This is a genomic window from Lederbergia galactosidilytica (assembly GCF_017873565.1).
GTDB lineage: Bacteria > Bacillota > Bacilli > Bacillales > Bacillaceae_C > Lederbergia > Lederbergia galactosidilytica.
Map to the genome: position 1 here is coordinate 192,439 of NZ_JAGGKH010000002.1, position 18,715 is coordinate 211,153.

The window sequence follows — 18,715 nt, forward strand, 5'->3', positions numbered from 1 at the left end:
TTCACTTATCCTAGCGTTTTTTGAATGGCTTCAATCACACGATCAGCCTGGAACGGTTTAACGATAAAATCTTTTGCGCCTGCTTGAATCGCATCAATTACCATTGCTTGTTGCCCCATTGCTGAACACATAATAATTTTCGCCGCAGGATCCTCTGCTTTAATTTGTTTTAGTGCAGTTACCCCATCTACTTCTGGCATCGTAATATCCATAGTTACTAGATCAGGTTTTAACTCATGATACTTTTCAATTGCTTGTTGTCCATCCGAAGCTTCTCCAACCACTTCAAATCCGTTTTTCACTAAAATATCTTTAATCATCATTCGCATAAAAGCTGCATCATCTACAATTAGAATTCTTTTTCCCATCTTTTTAACCTCCAAATGATTAATTCAATTTCTTTAATCGATCAGATTTACTGACAATATCTGTTACTCGCACACCAAAGTTTTCATCAATTACAACTACTTCTCCTTTGGCTATCAAGCGACTATTCACTAAAATATCAACAGGTTCACCGGCAAGCTTATCCAATTCAATAACTGAGCCGGCTCCTAATTCTAGAATATCCTTCACTGAGCGATTCGTTCTTCCGAGCTCTACTGTAACTTGAAGTGGGATATCTAAAAGCATATCTAAATTTTTTGTTCCATAACTAGGTGTTTCCACTTCATCAAAATCCGCAAATGTAGCTGGTTGCACATTAGGTTGTGGACGCGGGTTATTTACATGCAAGGAATCATTTGACTCCACGACTTCTTTTTTATCATAGCTAGAATCAACATTTCTTGAATTATTTGTACTAACCTCTGGTTTATTTTCAACTAATGGCGGCTCAGAATTTGTCTTCTCCTGATCAGATTCACCTTCTACTAAGAGATCCCTAACAAGATTACGAGCAAATTCTATAGGTAAAACTTGCATAATTTCCGAATCAATTAATGTACCAATTTTCAATTGGAAAGCTACTTTAACTAGTAGATTATGTTGTGGAATATTAGTCGTTCCTTCTCCTTCAGAGATATTCATTAAATCTACGCTCGGAGGAGAAATATCTACACGCTTATTAAAAATCGATGACATAGAAGTAGCTGCCGAACCCATCATTTGATTCATCGCTTCTTGAATCGCACTCAAATGGATTTCATCCATTTCTTCAGCTGGATTTGTTCCATCTCCTCCAAGCATTAAATCAGCAATAATTGTTGCATCGCTTTGCTTAATAACCAAAATATTGACACCGGAAAATCCTTCTGTATATTTAACACGAATAGCAGCATATGGATGAGGAAATTCCTCTTCTAATCTAGCATTATCAATGATTGAAACGGATGGAGTTGTAATTTCTACCTTTTGATTGAGTAATGTAGATAATGCTGTAGCTGAACTTCCAAAAGAAATATTTCCTAATTCACCAATCGCATCCCTTTGTATTTCATCTAGATAATCTTCAACGGAATGTACGACATCTTCTGTTTTTGTTGTATCTTCAGGGGTTGATTCACCACGTAATAGGGCATCAATCTCTTCCTGAGAAAGCATATCACCAGTCATATTCTTGGTCTCCCTCCTTCATTGTATCTAAGATTTGGATGGCAATTTTTTTGTTTTTCTTTCCAGGTTGACCGATAAATTTCGGTTTCCCCCCCGTTTTTATTAAAAGGGGGGCATCAATTCTATTATTTAACTCAATGACATCAGAACGATCTAATGAAAGAAATTCTTCAATCGTAATGGTTGCTGTTCCAAGCTCTGCGGAAACAGATATAATAGAATCTTTTACCTTTTGCTCAAGTAATAATGCCTCTTCTGGTTTCGTTACTTTCTTTTCACTCGCCATCCAATAATGAGCAGAGAGTTTTGGAATGATTGGTTCAAGCATGACATGTGGAATACAAATATTGATCATTCCACTTGTTTCCCCAACATTCGCATTCATAGAAATTACGACAACAGTTTCATTCGGTGAGACTACTTGCAAAAATTGTGGGTTGACCTCCACATCTGATAATACAGGTTCTATCTCCACCATACCTGACCAAGCTTCTTGTAGTTGATCTAATGAACGTTCAAATAAATTAGTCATCAGTTTCATTTCAATCTCAGTAAGATTATCAATTTTATTAAAGCCATTCCCTTTTCCGCCCAACACACGATCAATCATGGAATATGCAATCACAGGATGAATTTCCATGATCATTCGACCATCTAAAGGGGGAATCTCAATAACATTCATCACAGTCATATTTGGAACTGATCGAATATACTCTTCATAAGGGATTTGGTCTGCTGATGCAACTGAAATATCAACATATGTTCGGAGTTGGGCTGAGAAATAGGTTGTGAGTAAACGAGCAAAATTCTCATAGATTCTTGTCACACTTCTTACTTGGTCTTTTGAGAATCGCAATGCCCGTTTAAAATCATAGTTCTTTACCCGCTGCTTTTCTTCTTCTTTTTTAAAATCATCTGCCGTCATTTCGCCAGTGGAAATGGCAGATAATAGAGCATCTATTTCACCTTGGGATAATATTTCATCAGACATAACAACACCTCCGTTTCAATATAAAAATTAGCTAATATCACGTGTAGCTTAGCACCCATCGACTGCAAATTCGTTTTGACTGTGTATATGTTATCCATGCCCTTTCCTTTAATTCCAACAATTTTATACGGGGCAACAGTCAGTCGGAACCGTGCAACTACAAAGAAGCTAATCTTTCTCGTTCATCTTTTGACCAAGGCGCTCTCGCATTGCATATTAAGAAATGATATAGGAGGTGATGTACACTTTTTCTACTTTCCCTTTCTGCATTAAATCATTCATTTGCTTTTTAAGTGCTTCACTGAATTCTTGCTTTTCTTCTTTACCCTCTAAGTCGGTGTCTTCCATTTCAGAAAGTTCGTCAATTAATAGACTTTGAATTTGAAAGTCTCTTTTGACTAATTCATCTTTAGCCTTCTGACTATCTGTTTGAACTTTTAATGATAATTTAATATATTTTCCATTAGCTAGATTTGTCGTTATTTCTGGTACATCAACAGAAACCTTTAAAACCTCATCAATGGTTGGCTCTTTATCCGTATCTTTGTGTTCCATTTTGAGTATGATGATGAGAGCTAAAGCTGCAATCAATAAAATGGCCGTTAATAGCACAATCATGGTTGACACTAATTTTTTATTCATTTCTTTCATCCTTCCATCCTGGTTGGCCCATTAAATGGATAGATTGGTAAAAATTTATTATTTTTTCTTTTACCCGGTCCTCCGATTCAGCAACAATATACTTTTTTCCATTTGTTAAAGTAATCGTTGTATCTGGAAATGCCTCAACCTTCTCAATATAAAGGGCATTTAAATGAAACTTCTTTCCATTTAACTTGGTGATCTCAATCACTTTTTACCTGGGTCATAAAGTTAAGACCCTCTATCCTCCTTATATTAACGTTTTAGATTGACAAGTTCCTGTAAAATCTCATCAGATGTTGTGATAATTCTCGTATTAGCTTGAAAGCCACGTTGCGCTACAATCATCTCTGTAAATTCTTCTGAAAGATCTACATTTGACATTTCTAATGATCCAGATACTAGTTTTCCGGCCCCAACATCAGCGGGAGACAAATATGTGGCCTCTCCTGTATTAGCTGAGCTTACATATAGATTTTCTCCTACTTTTTCAAGTCCTCCTGGATTTGCAAAACGAGCAAGAGCGATAGAGGCATGAGTAGTGTATAATTCCCCCTCTTTTTCTAGTCCTAATTTGTCTGCTTGAATATATTCAATTGCATCCATTGTCGCAGTAACATCATCAGCAGTAATGCCAGTAAGGGCTGACATATCGTTACCATTTGTTAATGCTGTTTTAGCTGCATTGACAATCGCATCTTCATTAGCCTGAGTAGGAGCACCTTTATACGTTTGATAAGCAGTATATATTTCCTCAACAGCTTGACTTAAATTCGCAAAACTATCGATTGCATTTTGAGCACTCTCCACTGCTGCTTCAGCTTTTTGAACAGCGTCATTAGCTGCTGCAATGGCTTTAGCATCTCCTGATCCATTTGCATCAGTTTGTAATGATGAAGCCTCAATTTGCAAAAGACTAGCTTCCTTTTCAGCTTGGATCGTTAACTCGTCTAATTCATTTGTTAGCTTATCTAATAAGTCTACATATTTTTGTGATGTAGGATTTTCTACTAGGTTTTTGGCTGCAGCTGCTACTTTTCCAGCAATCTCTTGTGCCTTTTCAGCAGTTGTCATCCCAGTTTTCTTAATAAAACTGATCTTCCCATCTTCGGAGATACTAAGACTTTGGACCTCGTCCACGTTTCCACCGTTCATATGCACAGGTTCTAAGCTACCGTTGGTTGAATTTAATGCCATCACGTAATGTCCTGCACCTGTAACTAAATAACCATCCGTATTTAAGTATAAATTTCCAGCTCTAGTATAGTAAGTAGATGTTGGGAAGAAGGTATCACCTGCAGGTGTTCCCTCGGCTACGACAAAATATCCATCTCCTTGAATACCAAGGTCAAGTACCCGCCCAGTCGATTGCATGGAACCCTGCGTATCAATTGTGTCAATTGCAGCAAGCTGGGATCCTAAGCCAACTTGAACAGGGTTTATTCCACCTTTATCTTGTGCTGGTCCACTAGCGCCTGATACGGTTTGACTTACCATATCTTTAAATGTCACACGGCCTTTTTTAAACCCATATGTATTCACATTTGCAATATTATTTCCAATGACATCCAATTTCGTTTGAAAATTCTTCATCCCACTGATACCTGAATACATTGAACGTATCATAATTTATTTACCCCTTTCGTATAATGCCACTTCAAATCAGTCGGCGGCACGATAGCTTCCTTATTAGTTTAGCTAGGCTTTGCTTATTCTAAAAAATATTTCGATAGAATGGCAACTAAGTGGTTTTACACTCATTGATCCAAATAAGCATTCTAGATTTATTGAATTTTAGTTAATTGATCCATTTTAACTTGCTGACCGTCTTCCATTTGAAGTAAAAGCTGGCCATTTTTTTGTGTGATAGATTGGACAATATCTTCAAACTCAATATCATCTTCTTCCCAAGTAATCGTCTTGCCGATTAGATTACTTGCTTGCACAAGTGGTGACTCTATGGATCGCTGATTTACTTGAGAAATATTCGCCGGAAATAGCTCTGTCCCATCATCTAGAATAAATTTCACACTATCCTCAATAAATTGAACAGATGCGACGACCCCTTTTCCTTCTGTTACGATTGTTTCATCATCTTCTTTTACATTGTGCCAAGTTACCTCTTTCCCAACAAAATGACTATAATCTATAAGGCTTGATTGAATTTCTAATTGCACTAGCTTTTCAATCGAATTATTCATATTTGTCATCTGTTCTAGCGAAGAAAATGTTGCCATCTGTGAGATAAACTCACTATCTTCCATTGGATTCATTGGATCTTGGTTTTGTAACTGAGCCATTAACAGCTTTAAAAAATCGTCTTTTCCTAAGTTATCATTTGTTGTTCTCGCTTCATTTTTCTGTACGGATGAATAAAATAAAGTAGGATCTATTGAGGTTGACAATTTCTCTCTATACCTCCTTTTCAAATATAAATTGATTCATTGTCTCCTGAAAACTCGACTCACTGTCTGGTTGTTTATCTTGCTCTTGAAACTCCTGACGATTTTCTCGCCCTTGTTCATGCTGTCCATTTTGATTCGTATATTTCAATTGACTAGAATCGCCATAAGTAACTTCTATACGATCAACTTGAATATTCTGTTGTGAAAATGCCTGCCTTAAACTATGCATTTGTACCTCTAACATTTCCTTTGCGGTTGAAGATGATGCTAAAAATTTTGCTGTCATCATCCCATCTTTTTGAAGCAATTCCACTCTTAATGAGCCCAACTCTTCTGGATAAAGCCTGATCGTTAGCTTGGCTGTATGTGCTATCTGGTTAAAGTTTGCACGTCCCATTATATTTGATAATTCTCTCACAAAGCCTCGGAAAGCTGGTTGTTGCTCAAGCGGCTTTTGTAAATCTAATTGATCTTTCCCAACGTTTCTCATACTATCGTGACTCCGGACTAATTCTTGAGGTACCTCATTGTTTAAATTGAGTTGGACAGGTTGCGAAAGATCGATATGATTTCTTGTTGAATTATAACTTTGCCCTTTTAAAAGCATCGGTTGTTGTATAATTTGCTCATTAACCTTATTAAAAGCTTTAGGGATCGCCTCTTTAAATAATTCCGTGTTTGATAGTTGTTGGACTTTTTCTTTTAATGACTGCACTAAAGTTTCCAACTCGATTAGCTGCCCCATGTCTTTTGGCGAAAGAGGAAGTTGTTTTGATAATGATTGCAAACTTTTTTCCAATTTGATCATAGTAAAGATTGGTTCCTGAGGTATTACTAGCCAATCTGCCGGTTCAAGTTCATTTAAAGCTTGAAAAATGTTTTTGCTCATAATCAATACATTATTTTGCTGATCTTCGGAAAGCTGAAAATCTATTTTCTGTTCTAACCAACTAACGATTTGTGAAAAAGTCATTTCTAATTCAGGAAATTGCTCCATCAACATAATGTTGATGTCAAAGTCATCGCTTCTTTGGTCATCACTTGGAAGTTTCAAGTCAGTCTCTTCTTCATTCATCAATACTAATAGTTTTTCAAGCGGTGAATTTATTTCTTCCGTTTGCACAAGAGAAATGTCTTCGGTAGCTGCTTGATTTTCATTCATAAAACTGCCTAGAACCATAGTAAAATCAGAGGTAGCTGTAGTTTCCAACATGGAAATCCCTAGCATTCCGGGACTAATTTCAACCGTATTTATCTTCAAGTTTCTCACCTACCCTTCCACTTAATTAGCATTTATAGATAATTTTTCAGTATATTTAGCAGCCTGTTCAGCCGGCATATTTTCTAAAATCTTTGCTAAGGATTCAGTTGGTAGATTGGTTAGGATTTTCACCGCCTCATCATCGCTCATTTCTAACACAATGGGAGCGGCTCTCTTTGGTGACATTGAAGCATAGGTTGAAACAATATCCTTGAACGCTCGTTTGTTTTCCTCTTGTTGTTTCTTTAGTTCATCTATCGTTTCCTCTAATCTTTTTTGCTCCACTATATAACGTTCTTTCTCAGCATCTTTATTCTCTATTTTTTTCTTTAGTTGCTCGATTTCCGCATTTTTATTTTGAATTTCAGCATCCAACTCGATTATTTTTTCCTTATATTCACTGATATCTTCCGTATTTTCGTGAACAGCCATATTGGAAATAAAAGGGATTTTTCCTCCAAGTTCTTTTGCCTGTTGAAAAACATTCACACCTGCAATAGAAGCGATTAGGAGTCCCAGAAATAGTGCAAACAAAAGCGGAATCAAAACCCAATAAATAAAGCGTTGAAAAAAAGTTGTTTCTTTTTCATCTTTTTGTTTTTTCAAGGCCTTTTCCACTTTCTCACCTAACTTCCTCCTCGAAAAAAATATTGCCTTTGGGAAAATTCATCGAGGTTTAAATTTTCCGTTCTATTAAGTACTTCCATATAGGCTTGATAACTGTTTTCTTTTAATTTTTCATACTTTTTCACTTCAATATTACTTTCCTTCAATTTTTCTTCATGCCAATTCATTGTATTTCGCGCATGTATAACTAGACCTTGGGCATGCTCAATCGATTTTTCCAAATTGGAGATAAAATATTGATAATGTCTGATTTTGTCAACAGAAAGACCATTGGCTAATTCCTCTGATTGAAATTGTTCAAGATCCTCTTTTTTCTTAAGTAAATCATAAAGATGTTCTGCTGCTGCAGTGAATTTCTTTACAGATTCTTGATAAATATGTAAAGATTCATCTTTTTCTCTTTCTTTTAAGGTTAAGATTTTTTGGAATTTATACTGAAAGCTCAATTTTTATCACCTGCTCCTACTAATTGGATCAGCTCATCAATACTTTGTTCCATTGAAATTTTCTCATCTGTCCTCTGCTTTAAAAAAGACAAAATATGCGGATAAAAGTCAATGGCCTGATCAATTTCTTTCGATGAACCTCGTTTATAGGCACCTATATTAATGAGATCTTCAGAATCTAAATAGGTGCTGAGCATTTCACGTAATTTTTCTGCGCTATTTTGATGTTCTTTAGTAACAAGTTCATTCATGAGCCTACTTACACTTCTCAAAATATTTATAGCTGGAAATTGTCCTTTATTAGCAAGAGCTCGATCAAGAACAATATGTCCGTCTAAAATTCCCCTTACTGCATCAGCTATCGGTTCATTCATATCATCGCCATCAACTAACACAGTATAAAAAGCAGTGATTGAGCCAAATTCATTCGTACCAGTCCGTTCGAGTAATTGCGGAAGAATTGAAAACACAGATGGTGTATATCCTTTCGTTGCTGGAGGCTCGCCGACTGCCAGTCCAACTTCCCGTTGGCCCATCGCTACCCGGGTGACAGAATCCATCATGAACATAACATTTAAGCCTTTATCACGAAAATATTCCGCAATCGCGGTAGCTGTAAAGGCCCCTTTTATTCTCATTAATGCAGGCATATCAGACGTAGCGGCCACGATGATCGATCTACTTAAACCTTCTGGTCCCAAATCCCTTTCAATGAATTCCCTAACTTCTCTTCCCCGCTCCCCAATTAGTGCAATAACATTAATATCTGCCTTTGTATTTCTTGCAATCATGCCAAGCAAAGTACTTTTACCAACACCACTACCGGCAAAAATGCCAAGCCTTTGGCCTTTACCTACTGTTAATAAGCTATCAATTGAGCGCACACCTACTTCTAACTGTTCAGAAATAGGTGGTCTACTTAATGGATTCGGCGGTGCATTGTCTGTATTTGTTGTTGTCATTCCCTTAGGAATATCAAATCCGTCCATTGGCCTCCCTAACGAATCTACCACTCTACCAATTAATTCGGCTCCAACTTTTATTTGTAATGGTTTGGAAGAGGCTTCTACTAAACTGCCTGGTGCAATTTCTCGAATATCTGTATAAGGCATTAAAATAATCTGTTGTTCTTTAAAACCAACTACCTCAGCCATAATTTTCCGTTTCGTTGTACCTGATCCTACATGGATATAACAAACATCCCCAATTGAACTTTCTGGGCCTTGAGATTCAATCATTAGCCCAACAACTTTGCTAACTTTTCCATACCGTTTATAAGTATTGATCGTTTGGACTATCGGTACTAAATCTTTAGCCTTCATGATTGCTCACCCATCAAAATTTCTAATAATTTTTCTTTCAATTCAACTAGCTGATCCGAAATGTTTGCATCAATTCTTCCATGTTCAGATTCGATTTGACAACCGTATTCTTTAAGGTCAACATCTGGATAAATAAAACACTCCACATCTTGCGGAAAAATCGTTTCAAGTTCTGCCTTTTCAGCCAAAAGTAATTCGTATTGTGCCGGATTGACATGTATTTGGATTTCTTTGCTATTTCGGACTTCTTTCAGAGCTGATTTAACAAGTGGTAGGAAACGTTCAGGTTCCTCGGCAAATGTAGTCTGAATAATCTTTTCGGCAGATGCAATGGCCAATTCTAAAATGACTATTTCAGAATTACGAATGTATTGCTCATACTCTATTTTTGACTGATCCGTAACTTGCTTTGCCTGTTCAATTTTTAATTTGTATTGATCAAACCCTTGTTGCCTTCCTTCATTTACACCAATTTGGAAACCTTCTTCATAAGCACTCTTGGTTAATTCTTTTTTCTCGAAATCCCATTGTTCTTGTTGCTGTTTTATATTATCTATTACTATATTTGCTTGTTCTTCAGCCTGTTGAATTAGTTTTTCGGCTTCATTTCTAGCTTCAGTAATGATGCGTTGTTCTTCTTTAACTAAATATTGCCTTTCCGCTGAGAGAGCTTGGTCATTTTTCTCTAGCTGAACTTGTCTAATTTGAATCATTCGCGGGTTTTCAGCGTGGCCTTTATTCATTTGACTTTTAAAAAGCCTAGACAATAATATCATCTCCTCCACCACGAGCGACGATTATTTCACCAGCATCTTCTAATCTACGAATAATCCCAACAATTTTAGATTGCGCCTCTTCTACATCGCGTAATCTTACTGGTCCCATAAACTCCATTTCTTCCTTGATTGTTTCAACCATTCTAGTGGACATATTGCGATAAATGATTTCTTTAACTTCTTCACTTGAAATCTTTAATGCCAATAATAAATCTTCATTTTCACACTCACGTATAACCCGTTGGATAGAGCGATTATCAAGTGTGACGATATCTTCAAAAACAAACATCCGTTTTTTAATTTCTTCAGCTAAATTTGGATCTTCAATAGATAATGCATCTAAAATTGTTTTCTCAGTTGATCGATCCACACCATTTAATACATCCACAACGGCCTCAATCCCACCAGTTTCTGTGTAATCTTGCGTGACAGTCGTTGACAATTTCCTTTCTAGTATTGCCTCAACCTCACTTATCACCTCAGGGGAGGTTCTATCCATCACAGCAATACGCTTCGCAATATCCATCTGCACATTTTGTGGAAGTTCAGAAAGAATTTGGCCCGCTTTTTCTGGATCTAAATAAGACAAAATTAAAGCGATTGTTTGTGGATGCTCATTCTGGATAAAATTTAAAATCTGAGCAGCATCTGCTTTGCGAGCAAAATCAAATGGCCGTACTTGTAATGAAGAAGTCAAGCGGTTGATAATAGCAAGAGCTTGTTCCTCCCCTAAGGCTTTCTCTAATACTGTTTTAGCGTAGCCTATCCCACCTTGAGAAATATAATCCTGTGCCATAGCGATTTGATGGAATTCATCTAGAACTCCCTCTTTAGCCTCTGTTTCAACCTTCCGTACATTTGAAATTTCCAAAGTAAGTTTCTCGATCTCTTCTTCAGTTAAATGTTTGTATACTGATGAAGCTACATCAGGTCCTAAAGAAATTAAGAGTATTGCTGCTTTCTGTTTGCCTGACAAACCTTTTTTAGACAATCTATAACCCTCCTAATCCTCAGCCAACCATGTTCGCAAAAGCTTTGCAAATTCATCAGGTTTTTCTTTAGCTAATTTTTCTAATTGTTTTCTTCTCATCGAGACTTCAGATAATGATTCCTCCTGAATATCTGGTATCTCAACTTGTTCTACTGTCGAATCCTCTAACAACTCATCGTCTTCATATACTTCTTCATCTTTCTTACGTCTTCGTAATAGAAATACAAGTAAGACTGCAATTACAACTAATAATATGCCACCAACAACATAAACCCACCATGGAATCTTACTTCCACTATTCTCTTCCATTTCCACTTTCCCATTAAATGGTTGTACGGATATATTGACTTTATTTGCAATTTCATCATCTGATAGATCTGTTCCGGCATTCTTATCAATTGAAGTTCTCACAATGGTTGCCAGTAAATCTTCTATATCTTCTCTACGCTCTTCCGGAAATGTGTTGACATCTTGAGGATCCGGGGGTTCAACCATCACTTGAATCCCAAGATCACGAATTTTATAGGGGCTTTCTACGATTTCCTTACGAATTCGATTAATCTCGTTATTAATGGTTTCTTCTGTTTTTTCATAGTCACCATTGCCGCCTGCACCCTCTAAATATTCAGTTCCGCCCGCGTCTTCTGCATCTCCAGTAGGTGCTATTCCTCCGGCTTGATCGCCATTTCCGGTATAAGTTTCTGTAATTTTGTGTGCGCTAATGGCCAATCCTTCCATCTCTTCTTCATCCACTGGCGCCACTAAGTTTTCTTCACGGTTTTCCTGTGTGAAATCAATATCGGCTGTAACAGAAGTAACGACCTTATCAAAGCCCATTAGAGTTCCCAACATGTTTTGCACTTGTCTTTGAATATCCCGTTCAACTTGTTTCTTTATTTGCATTTGTTGAGTAATGCCATTTTCAGCATATTGTTCTTGGTTTAAGTCAAAATATTCAAGAAACTGATTGCGAATGACAATGTTATCGACAGGTAGATTAGGAACAGTTTTGGAAACTAAATAATAAAGTGATTTAATCTGCTTTTCATTAAATTCATAACCCGGTTGAGTTTGTAAAACAATCGATGCAGAAGCTTCTTCAGTATCTTCGTTCAAAAAGACTCCTTTATTCGGTAAATTGATCATGACCTTTGCTTGATCAATTCCATCTATCGTTTTCATAAGTTCTGCTAATTCGGTTTGCATTGCACTAAGTTTTAAAACATTAAACTCGTTATCTGTCATACCAAAACCGGCATTTTCACCAAAGAAAGAATAATCTATTTGTCCAGATTTAGGTATTCCCTCTGAAGCTAACTCCACCATTAACGATTCAACCTGCTCTTCTGGTACTTTAATCGTTGAGCCACCATTAGCAATTTCTGACTTAATCCCTTTTTCATCAAGACTCTCTTTGATGGATCCAGTTTCGCTTGGAGTTAAGTTTGTATACAATGGAACAAACGAAGTTTTTGTTGAAAAATAAAATATGGTAAATATGATAATAATAAAAGCAAGAAGAGATCCACCGATCATAAATCGTTGTGTTTTGGTTCTATTAATCCAGTATTCTTTTAAACGATCAAATTGCTTGTTTATTGTCTCTTTCATTTATAAGCCCCTTACTAAATCCTGCAAAATGATTATCTTATTAAAACAAAAATTTAAAAGTGCATAAAATCAGACTTGCATTCTCATAACTTCTTGATATGCCTCCACAGCTTTATTTCTAATTTCTAGAGCTGCTTGCATAGTAATAGATGCTTTTTGAGCCGTGATCATCACATCGTGCAATTCTATTTCCTGGCCATTCAGCAATTTTTGAGTCGCTTCTGTGGATTGGACTTGAGCACTATTTACCTCATCTATAGCATTTTTAAGATAGGTTCCAAATTTATTTTCTTTCACCTGAGACAATGATTGATTATATCCTTGCCCACGTTCCGAAAGCGTTAAGCCATTTACTACATTATTATTAATCAACACTGTCAGACTCCTCCTTATGAGTTACTTTCCTATTTGTAGAGCTTTTAGATACATAGATTTACTAGCATCAAACACAGTTACATTCGCTTCATAAGAGCGTGTAGCACTAATTAAATCAACCATTTCCTTTAATGGATCGACATTCGGAAGTTCCACATAACCATCTTCATTAGCATCAGGATGATCAGGATTATATTCAAGTCGATAAGGAGAATCATCTTCAACGATTTTAGTTGCTTTCACACCATTCAATTGTTGGGCCTGACGTCCTACTGCTAAATTCAATTGAGAACTAAATGACGAAGCTTGAGGTTGCATCACGACCATTTTTCTCGTATAGGGTTGCCACTCACCATTTATGTATTGGCCGCGTGTCGTATCAATATTGGCCATATTAGAAGCAATTGTATCCATCCTTAAACGTTGCGTAGTGAGAGCTGAGGATGTTATTCCCATATTTTGAAACACAGACATATTACTTACCTCCCCTTAGTACATTAGTTAGCATGGAAAAATTCCCATTTAATCTTTCAATAAGAGTTTGGTAGTATAATTGATTTTTTGCCATATCGGCCATTTCTTGGTCGAGGTCAACATTGTTTCCATTACTATGATATTGAAAATTCCGTTTTGTGTAGACAGTTGGACTCTGTCCTGCCTGTTCAAGTGGTAGATGGCGAGAGTCTGTACGTTTTAATTCCAACTGTGTGTCTTCTAATACATTTCCAAAACTTACATTTTTCGACTTATAATTAGGAACATCTGCGTTCGCGATGTTATTAGCTATTACTTTTTGCTTAAGAGCCGAATTACCTAAACCTCTCTCTAACGAGGTAATAGTGCTGGAAAATAATTCCATTACTGTCACCACTTTCTAAATTAATCTATATTTCGACACATTTCTATTTCTTATTGTATTACTATTGTCATATTACGTCCATATCTGTTTAGATAAATATATGTCTTTTTTTAAAATTATATTACAAAATAGTACTTACGACTTATGTAAAAACTCTTCTTTTGTCGATAAGCAGAATTTACCGATTATTCAACAATTTATATATATTAAAAAAGGCCTAAGAAAATAACAAAGTATACATGAGTTTCGGATTAAATATTTCCCGCTTCCTCTTTAATTTAATGTTAATATTTCAAATGATAACGAAATATTACAGACAAAAGAAAGAAGCTGCCATTTCCAAAAATGGCAGCTTCCTGTCAAAACTTTGCTTATTATAAAATAACAATGAACCAACATAACTTTAACGGCTAGTGATAGACATATTTCGCTTTCCACTTCTGTAAGCTAATATGTCTTTGAACCTAACGTCTTACCTTACCATATATCGATTCATTAATTTGATTTTAGTTGTTCAAGTTCTTTCAAGAATTTTGAATTCAATACTTTAATGTATGTTCCCTTCATACCTAGGGATCTTGATTCTATAACTCCTGCACTTTCAAGTTTTCTTAGAGCATTTACGATAACCGAGCGGGTAATCCCAACACGATCCGCAATCTTAGAAGCCACCAACAGCCCTTCAGTACCATTAAGTTCTTCAAAGATATGTTCAATCGCTTCTAATTCACTGTAAGATAATGAACCAATTGCCATCTGAACAACGGCTTTACTTCTTGCTTCTTCTTCAATTTCTTCAGCTTTTTCGCGAAGGATCTCCATACCTACAACTGTTGCACCGTATTCAGCCAATAAGAGATCATCATCATTAAATTCAGTTTCTAAACGAGCAAGAATTAATGTGCCTAGACGCTCTCCCCCTCCAATAATTGGAACTACCGTAGTAAGCCCTTCAGCAAATAAATCTTTGTTTTCTACAGGAAATGCAGTGTAGTCACTATTCACCCCAAGATTGGATGAAGTTTCTGAAATACGCAGCAAACTATTGGTATATTCTTCAGGGAATTGACGATCCTCAAGCATCTTCTTCATTCTGTCATTTTCAATTTGCACATTAATGGCATAGCCTAGTAATTTTCCTCTACGGCTTAGCACATAAATATTTGCCTGAATAACTTCACTTAAAGTTTCAGCCATCTCCTTAAAGTTTACGGGTTTTCCTGCAGCTTTCTGAAGCATTGCATTAATTGTTCTTGTCTTTGATAATAAATCCATTATTTGTTCCTCCTAAATACCATCCATATTGAATGAATTGTTTTGTAAATTTTTCTTTGTTGTGTATTTTGTCTTATAGAAATTCTATGCTATTTTCAAAAAATAAAGGGATGCTACTTTGAAGTTAGTACTTAAAGTATAAATTGACTTAAATCCTTGTTTTGTGAAATAGCAGCCAGTTTTTCATCAACATAATTTTTCGTAATTTTAATTTTATCTAGTGTTACTTCAGGGGCTTCAAAGGAAAGATCTTCCAAAAGCTTTTCTAAAATCGTGTGTAATCTCCTAGCACCTATATTATCTGTTTCCTGATTAACGTTAAAAGCTATTTCAGCAAGTCTGTATACAGCATCGTCTGTAAATTCAATTTGTATACCTTCTGTTTCCAATAATGCAATATATTGTTTTACAATCGCATTATCCGGCTCTGTAAGTATGCTAACAAAATCATCCACAGACAATTTTTCTAGCTCCACTCTGATTGGAAATCTACCTTGCAATTCCGGAATAAGATCTGATGGTTTTGAAATATGAAATGCACCAGCCCCAATAAAAAGGATATGATTTGTTTTAATAGGTCCATATTTCGTAACCACTGTTGAGCCTTCCACTATTGGGAGGATATCCCTTTGCACACCTTCTCTAGACACATCCGCAGATGCTGAACCACTATTTTTACTAGCTATTTTATCAATTTCGTCAATAAAAATAATCCCTGTTTGTTCAGCTCGATAAATAGCGGTCTGAGTAACATCATCCATATCAATTAACTTTTGAGCTTCATCATTCGTTAAAACAACACGGGCATCTCTGACAGGGAGTTTCCGCTTTTTTTTCTTCTTTGGCATCAGACTTCCAAGTGCATCTTGCATAGACATCCCCATTTGTTCCATTCCCGAACCTTGTAGCATGTCAAACATAGATGGTTGTTGTTCTTCCACTTCAACTTGTACAAGATGGTCTTCTAATTCACCAATTGCTAATTTTTTAGCAATTGCAGCGCGCTTTTCTTTCGTACTCATTTCTTCTTGTGCATCTGTTGATTGATCTGATTCTTCATTTTGGTTCCCAAAAATCATTTCAAACGGGTTTTTAAAATTCTCTGTTTTCTTTTTACTTGGAACGAGTAATTCGACAAGTCTTTGATTCGCTAATTTCTCCGCTTGCCCTTTTACTTCTTGCATTTTTTCTTCCTTTACAACGCGAATTGAGGTTTCCATTAAATCACGAACCATGGATTCAACATCTCGACCGACATAACCTACTTCAGTAAATTTTGTCGCCTCAACCTTAATGAAAGGAGCTCCAACCAGTTTAGCTAATCTTCTTGCAATCTCTGTCTTTCCTACACCTGTAGGTCCAATCATCAAAATATTTTTAGGAATAATTTCTTCCTTCATCTCATTGTTTAATTTTTCGCGACGGAATCGATTGCGAAGAGCCACAGCAACAGCTCTTTTTGCTTCTCTTTGTCCAATAATATACTGATCGAGCTTTTCAACAATCTGACGTGGAGTCATGTTTAAACCTTTCAATTCTGTTTCCAAACAATCTCCTCCTTTATAGCTACCATCATTATAATTCTTCGACAATAATATTTCGATTTGTGTAAACACAAATGTCTGCAGCAATCTCTAGAGCAGCTCGGGCAATTTCTTTAGCAGATAAAGTTTCCGAAGCGTAATTCTTAAGGGCACGCCCTGCTGATAAAGCATAATTCCCACCAGAACCTATAGCTAAAATACCATCATCAGGCTCAATTACTTCTCCTGTTCCAGAGACAAGTAATAAATTACTTTTATCCATGACAATAAGCATCGCTTCAAGCTTTCTTAATACTTTATCACTACGCCATTCCTTTGCTAATTCAACTGCTGCTCGTTGTAGATTCCCATTATATTCTTGTAATTTACTCTCGAACTTCTCAAACAATGTAAAAGCATCTGCTACTGAACCGGCAAAACCGGCTACGACACGATCATTAAAAAGCTTGCGTACTTTTCTCGCTGTATGCTTCATTACAACTGCATTACCAAAGGTAACCTGCCCATCTCCTGCCATAGCACATTCTCCATTATGCTGGACAGCAAATATTGTTGTTGCATGAAATTCTCCCATTTCCTGGACCTCCTTGTTCTTTTCAGCTTCAGCGACTAACAAACTTCATGCCTTCCTCGCAACAGCGATCACTATATACGATACAATCTTACGTAGTTTCCTTTATTTCTTACATGGTAGGCTAGACGAAGGTTTGTATGTTGACTCACAAGATAGAAGTCAGTGCAGTATGGCAGTCCCACTGCCATTACAATTAGACGCTTATGCTTTACTTTTATGCTCGAGGATGATGATTCATATATGTTTTTCTTAAATGATCTTTCGTCACATGTGTATATACCTGGGTGGTAGATAATTGGGAATGTCCAAGTAATTCTTGAACAGTTCGCATATCAGCCCCATTATTAAGTAAATGTGTAGCAAAACTATGACGAAGCATGTGGGGGTGGATTTTCCTAGTCAAGGACGCAGTTTCAATGATGTTGGATAAAATATACCTTACACCTCTTGATGTAAGTGGTCCCCCACGGGAATTGATAAATAAAACTTGATGTTCATCTTTCCCGTTCATTAATTCATTTCTTACATTATGAAGATAGTTCTGTAAGGCTTCAGAGGCAAAATGGCCAAAAGGAATATATCTTTCCTTTCCTCCTTTTCCCCTCACTAAGATTGTCGCCATATCAAAATCAATGTCTTTCAATCGAATACCTGTACATTCACTAACCCTTATTCCTGTCGCATATAACAATTCGAGAAGCGCTATATTTCTCTTCCCCAAAAGTGTAGTTTGGTCACACGCTTCAAAAAGTAGGGATATTTCTTCTTCATAGAAAAAACTAGGAATTCTCTTTTTAGCTTTCGGTTGAACTACATAAGCGAACGGATTCTCAGTTATTAGTTTTTCCCTTAGCAAAAATTTGTAAAAGCTTCTCAAACAAGAAATTTTCCTAGCAGCAGAAGATCTAGCAAGTTTTTTCTCATGAAGTTCTGTTACATATAAACGCGCATCCAAATATTCTACTTTTTGTACAGAATGGATCCCTTGTGATTTCATGAACAAAAAGAATTGCTCCAAGTCCTTTTTATAATATTCAATTGTGTAGGAAGAATAATTTTTTTCGATTTGCAAGTATTCAATAAAAGAAAAAAACAAGTCGTCTGAAGATTCTTTCATCCCCTCACCTCATAAGGCTATTAAATAGTATCACATTTTATTTACCATAGCAATAAATGTTACATATTTTTCACAAAGTTTTGAATTGTGTTGTATAAGGACTCAAATTTGTTGTTTAACTTTATTTATTTTACCTTATTCGCGCTCGTATTAAAAATTTGAAGACTTAAAAAAACTATTCCTCTAAATAAAAAAAGAATAGTTTTTGCGTTTTCGTTTTAAATTTATGCTTTCTTACGTATGGAACAACCAATAAGTCTTCACACAATTATCTAGATGAAACGACAGAAGTTCAGGAACATTTGCGACCAAACGCCTTCCGCTTTTCTTTATTGTCTTGCTGCA

At 36.2% G+C, this 18,715-nt stretch carries 21 protein-coding genes; all 21 read right to left on the reverse strand.

Features of this window, described 5'->3' with window-relative positions:
• Nucleotides 1-5 precede the first annotated feature (5 nt).
• Nucleotides 6-368: a response regulator gene (locus tag J2Z23_RS02795; RefSeq protein ID WP_057986634.1), complete on the reverse strand. Its 363-nt coding sequence runs from the start codon at nucleotides 366-368 to the stop codon at nucleotides 6-8.
• A 19-nt stretch (nucleotides 369-387) separates the two neighbouring features.
• On the reverse strand, nucleotides 388-1,554 hold the full coding sequence (fliY, locus tag J2Z23_RS02800) for a flagellar motor switch phosphatase FliY (RefSeq protein ID WP_057986636.1): 1,167 nt from the start codon (nucleotides 1,552-1,554) through the stop codon (nucleotides 388-390).
• A complete protein-coding gene (gene fliM, locus J2Z23_RS02805; RefSeq protein ID WP_057986639.1) occupies nucleotides 1,544-2,545 on the reverse strand; it encodes a flagellar motor switch protein FliM in 1,002 nt (333 codons plus the stop codon). The genes fliY and fliM overlap by 11 nt, the downstream gene beginning before the upstream one ends.
• Nucleotides 2,546-2,761: 216 nt before the next feature.
• Nucleotides 2,762-3,187, reverse strand: coding sequence for a flagellar basal body-associated protein FliL (fliL, locus tag J2Z23_RS02810; RefSeq protein WP_318249212.1), 426 nt, complete (start codon nucleotides 3,185-3,187; stop codon nucleotides 2,762-2,764).
• Nucleotides 3,180-3,398: a flagellar FlbD family protein gene (locus J2Z23_RS02815; protein WP_057986644.1), complete on the reverse strand. Its 219-nt coding sequence runs from the start codon at nucleotides 3,396-3,398 to the stop codon at nucleotides 3,180-3,182. Before J2Z23_RS02815 ends, fliL begins: the two co-directional genes overlap by 8 nt.
• Nucleotides 3,399-3,442: 44 nt before the next feature.
• On the reverse strand, nucleotides 3,443-4,813 hold the full coding sequence (locus J2Z23_RS02820) for a flagellar hook-basal body complex protein (protein ID WP_057986645.1): 1,371 nt from the start codon (nucleotides 4,811-4,813) through the stop codon (nucleotides 3,443-3,445).
• 158 nt (nucleotides 4,814-4,971) lie between these two features.
• Complete coding sequence (gene flgD, locus J2Z23_RS02825) at nucleotides 4,972-5,592, reverse strand: flagellar hook assembly protein FlgD (protein WP_057986647.1); 621 nt, start codon at nucleotides 5,590-5,592, stop codon at nucleotides 4,972-4,974.
• A gap of 7 nt (nucleotides 5,593-5,599) precedes the next feature.
• Nucleotides 5,600-6,853 carry a flagellar hook-length control protein FliK gene (locus J2Z23_RS02830; RefSeq protein ID WP_209973177.1) on the reverse strand — a complete coding sequence of 418 codons (1,254 nt, stop codon included), beginning with the start codon at nucleotides 6,851-6,853 and terminating at the stop codon, nucleotides 5,600-5,602.
• Between the two features lie 21 nt (nucleotides 6,854-6,874).
• Entirely contained in the window at nucleotides 6,875-7,459 is a 585-nt protein-coding gene (locus J2Z23_RS02835; protein ID WP_238456115.1) for a MotE family protein, read from the reverse strand.
• 20 nt (nucleotides 7,460-7,479) lie between these two features.
• Nucleotides 7,480-7,926 carry a flagellar export protein FliJ gene (fliJ, locus tag J2Z23_RS02840; protein WP_057986653.1) on the reverse strand — a complete coding sequence of 149 codons (447 nt, stop codon included), beginning with the start codon at nucleotides 7,924-7,926 and terminating at the stop codon, nucleotides 7,480-7,482.
• On the reverse strand, nucleotides 7,923-9,248 hold the full coding sequence (gene fliI, locus J2Z23_RS02845; RefSeq protein ID WP_057986655.1) for a flagellar protein export ATPase FliI: 1,326 nt from the start codon (nucleotides 9,246-9,248) through the stop codon (nucleotides 7,923-7,925). The genes fliJ and fliI overlap by 4 nt, the downstream gene beginning before the upstream one ends.
• A complete protein-coding gene (gene fliH, locus J2Z23_RS02850) occupies nucleotides 9,245-9,991 on the reverse strand; it encodes a flagellar assembly protein FliH (RefSeq protein WP_209973178.1) in 747 nt (248 codons plus the stop codon). Before fliH ends, fliI begins: the two co-directional genes overlap by 4 nt.
• A 16-nt stretch (nucleotides 9,992-10,007) precedes the next feature.
• Nucleotides 10,008-11,015, reverse strand: coding sequence for a flagellar motor switch protein FliG (fliG, locus tag J2Z23_RS02855; protein WP_057986660.1), 1,008 nt, complete (start codon nucleotides 11,013-11,015; stop codon nucleotides 10,008-10,010).
• A gap of 12 nt (nucleotides 11,016-11,027) precedes the next feature.
• The gene (fliF, locus tag J2Z23_RS02860; RefSeq protein ID WP_057986661.1) at nucleotides 11,028-12,626 is read right to left on the reverse strand and encodes a flagellar basal-body MS-ring/collar protein FliF; all 1,599 of its coding nucleotides are present in this window, start codon (nucleotides 12,624-12,626) and stop codon (nucleotides 11,028-11,030) included.
• A 69-nt stretch (nucleotides 12,627-12,695) separates the two neighbouring features.
• On the reverse strand, nucleotides 12,696-12,932 hold the full coding sequence (gene fliE, locus J2Z23_RS02865; protein WP_238456117.1) for a flagellar hook-basal body complex protein FliE: 237 nt from the start codon (nucleotides 12,930-12,932) through the stop codon (nucleotides 12,696-12,698).
• A gap of 90 nt (nucleotides 12,933-13,022) precedes the next feature.
• The gene (gene flgC, locus J2Z23_RS02870; RefSeq protein WP_057986663.1) at nucleotides 13,023-13,475 is read right to left on the reverse strand and encodes a flagellar basal body rod protein FlgC; all 453 of its coding nucleotides are present in this window, start codon (nucleotides 13,473-13,475) and stop codon (nucleotides 13,023-13,025) included.
• A 1-nt stretch (nucleotide 13,476) separates the two neighbouring features.
• The gene (gene flgB / locus J2Z23_RS02875) at nucleotides 13,477-13,860 is read right to left on the reverse strand and encodes a flagellar basal body rod protein FlgB (protein ID WP_064467937.1); all 384 of its coding nucleotides are present in this window, start codon (nucleotides 13,858-13,860) and stop codon (nucleotides 13,477-13,479) included.
• A gap of 495 nt (nucleotides 13,861-14,355) precedes the next feature.
• A complete protein-coding gene (gene codY / locus J2Z23_RS02880) occupies nucleotides 14,356-15,135 on the reverse strand; it encodes a GTP-sensing pleiotropic transcriptional regulator CodY (RefSeq protein WP_057986668.1) in 780 nt (259 codons plus the stop codon).
• Between the two features lie 131 nt (nucleotides 15,136-15,266).
• The gene (gene hslU / locus J2Z23_RS02885) at nucleotides 15,267-16,655 is read right to left on the reverse strand and encodes an HslU--HslV peptidase ATPase subunit (protein WP_057986791.1); all 1,389 of its coding nucleotides are present in this window, start codon (nucleotides 16,653-16,655) and stop codon (nucleotides 15,267-15,269) included.
• Between the two features lie 55 nt (nucleotides 16,656-16,710).
• The gene (gene hslV, locus J2Z23_RS02890) at nucleotides 16,711-17,253 is read right to left on the reverse strand and encodes an ATP-dependent protease subunit HslV (RefSeq protein WP_057986793.1); all 543 of its coding nucleotides are present in this window, start codon (nucleotides 17,251-17,253) and stop codon (nucleotides 16,711-16,713) included.
• Nucleotides 17,254-17,467: 214 nt separating this feature from the next.
• Nucleotides 17,468-18,370, reverse strand: a complete 903-nt coding sequence (gene xerC, locus J2Z23_RS02895; protein ID WP_057986670.1) for a tyrosine recombinase XerC — start codon at nucleotides 18,368-18,370, stop codon at nucleotides 17,468-17,470.
• Between the last annotated feature and the right edge of the window lie 345 nt (nucleotides 18,371-18,715).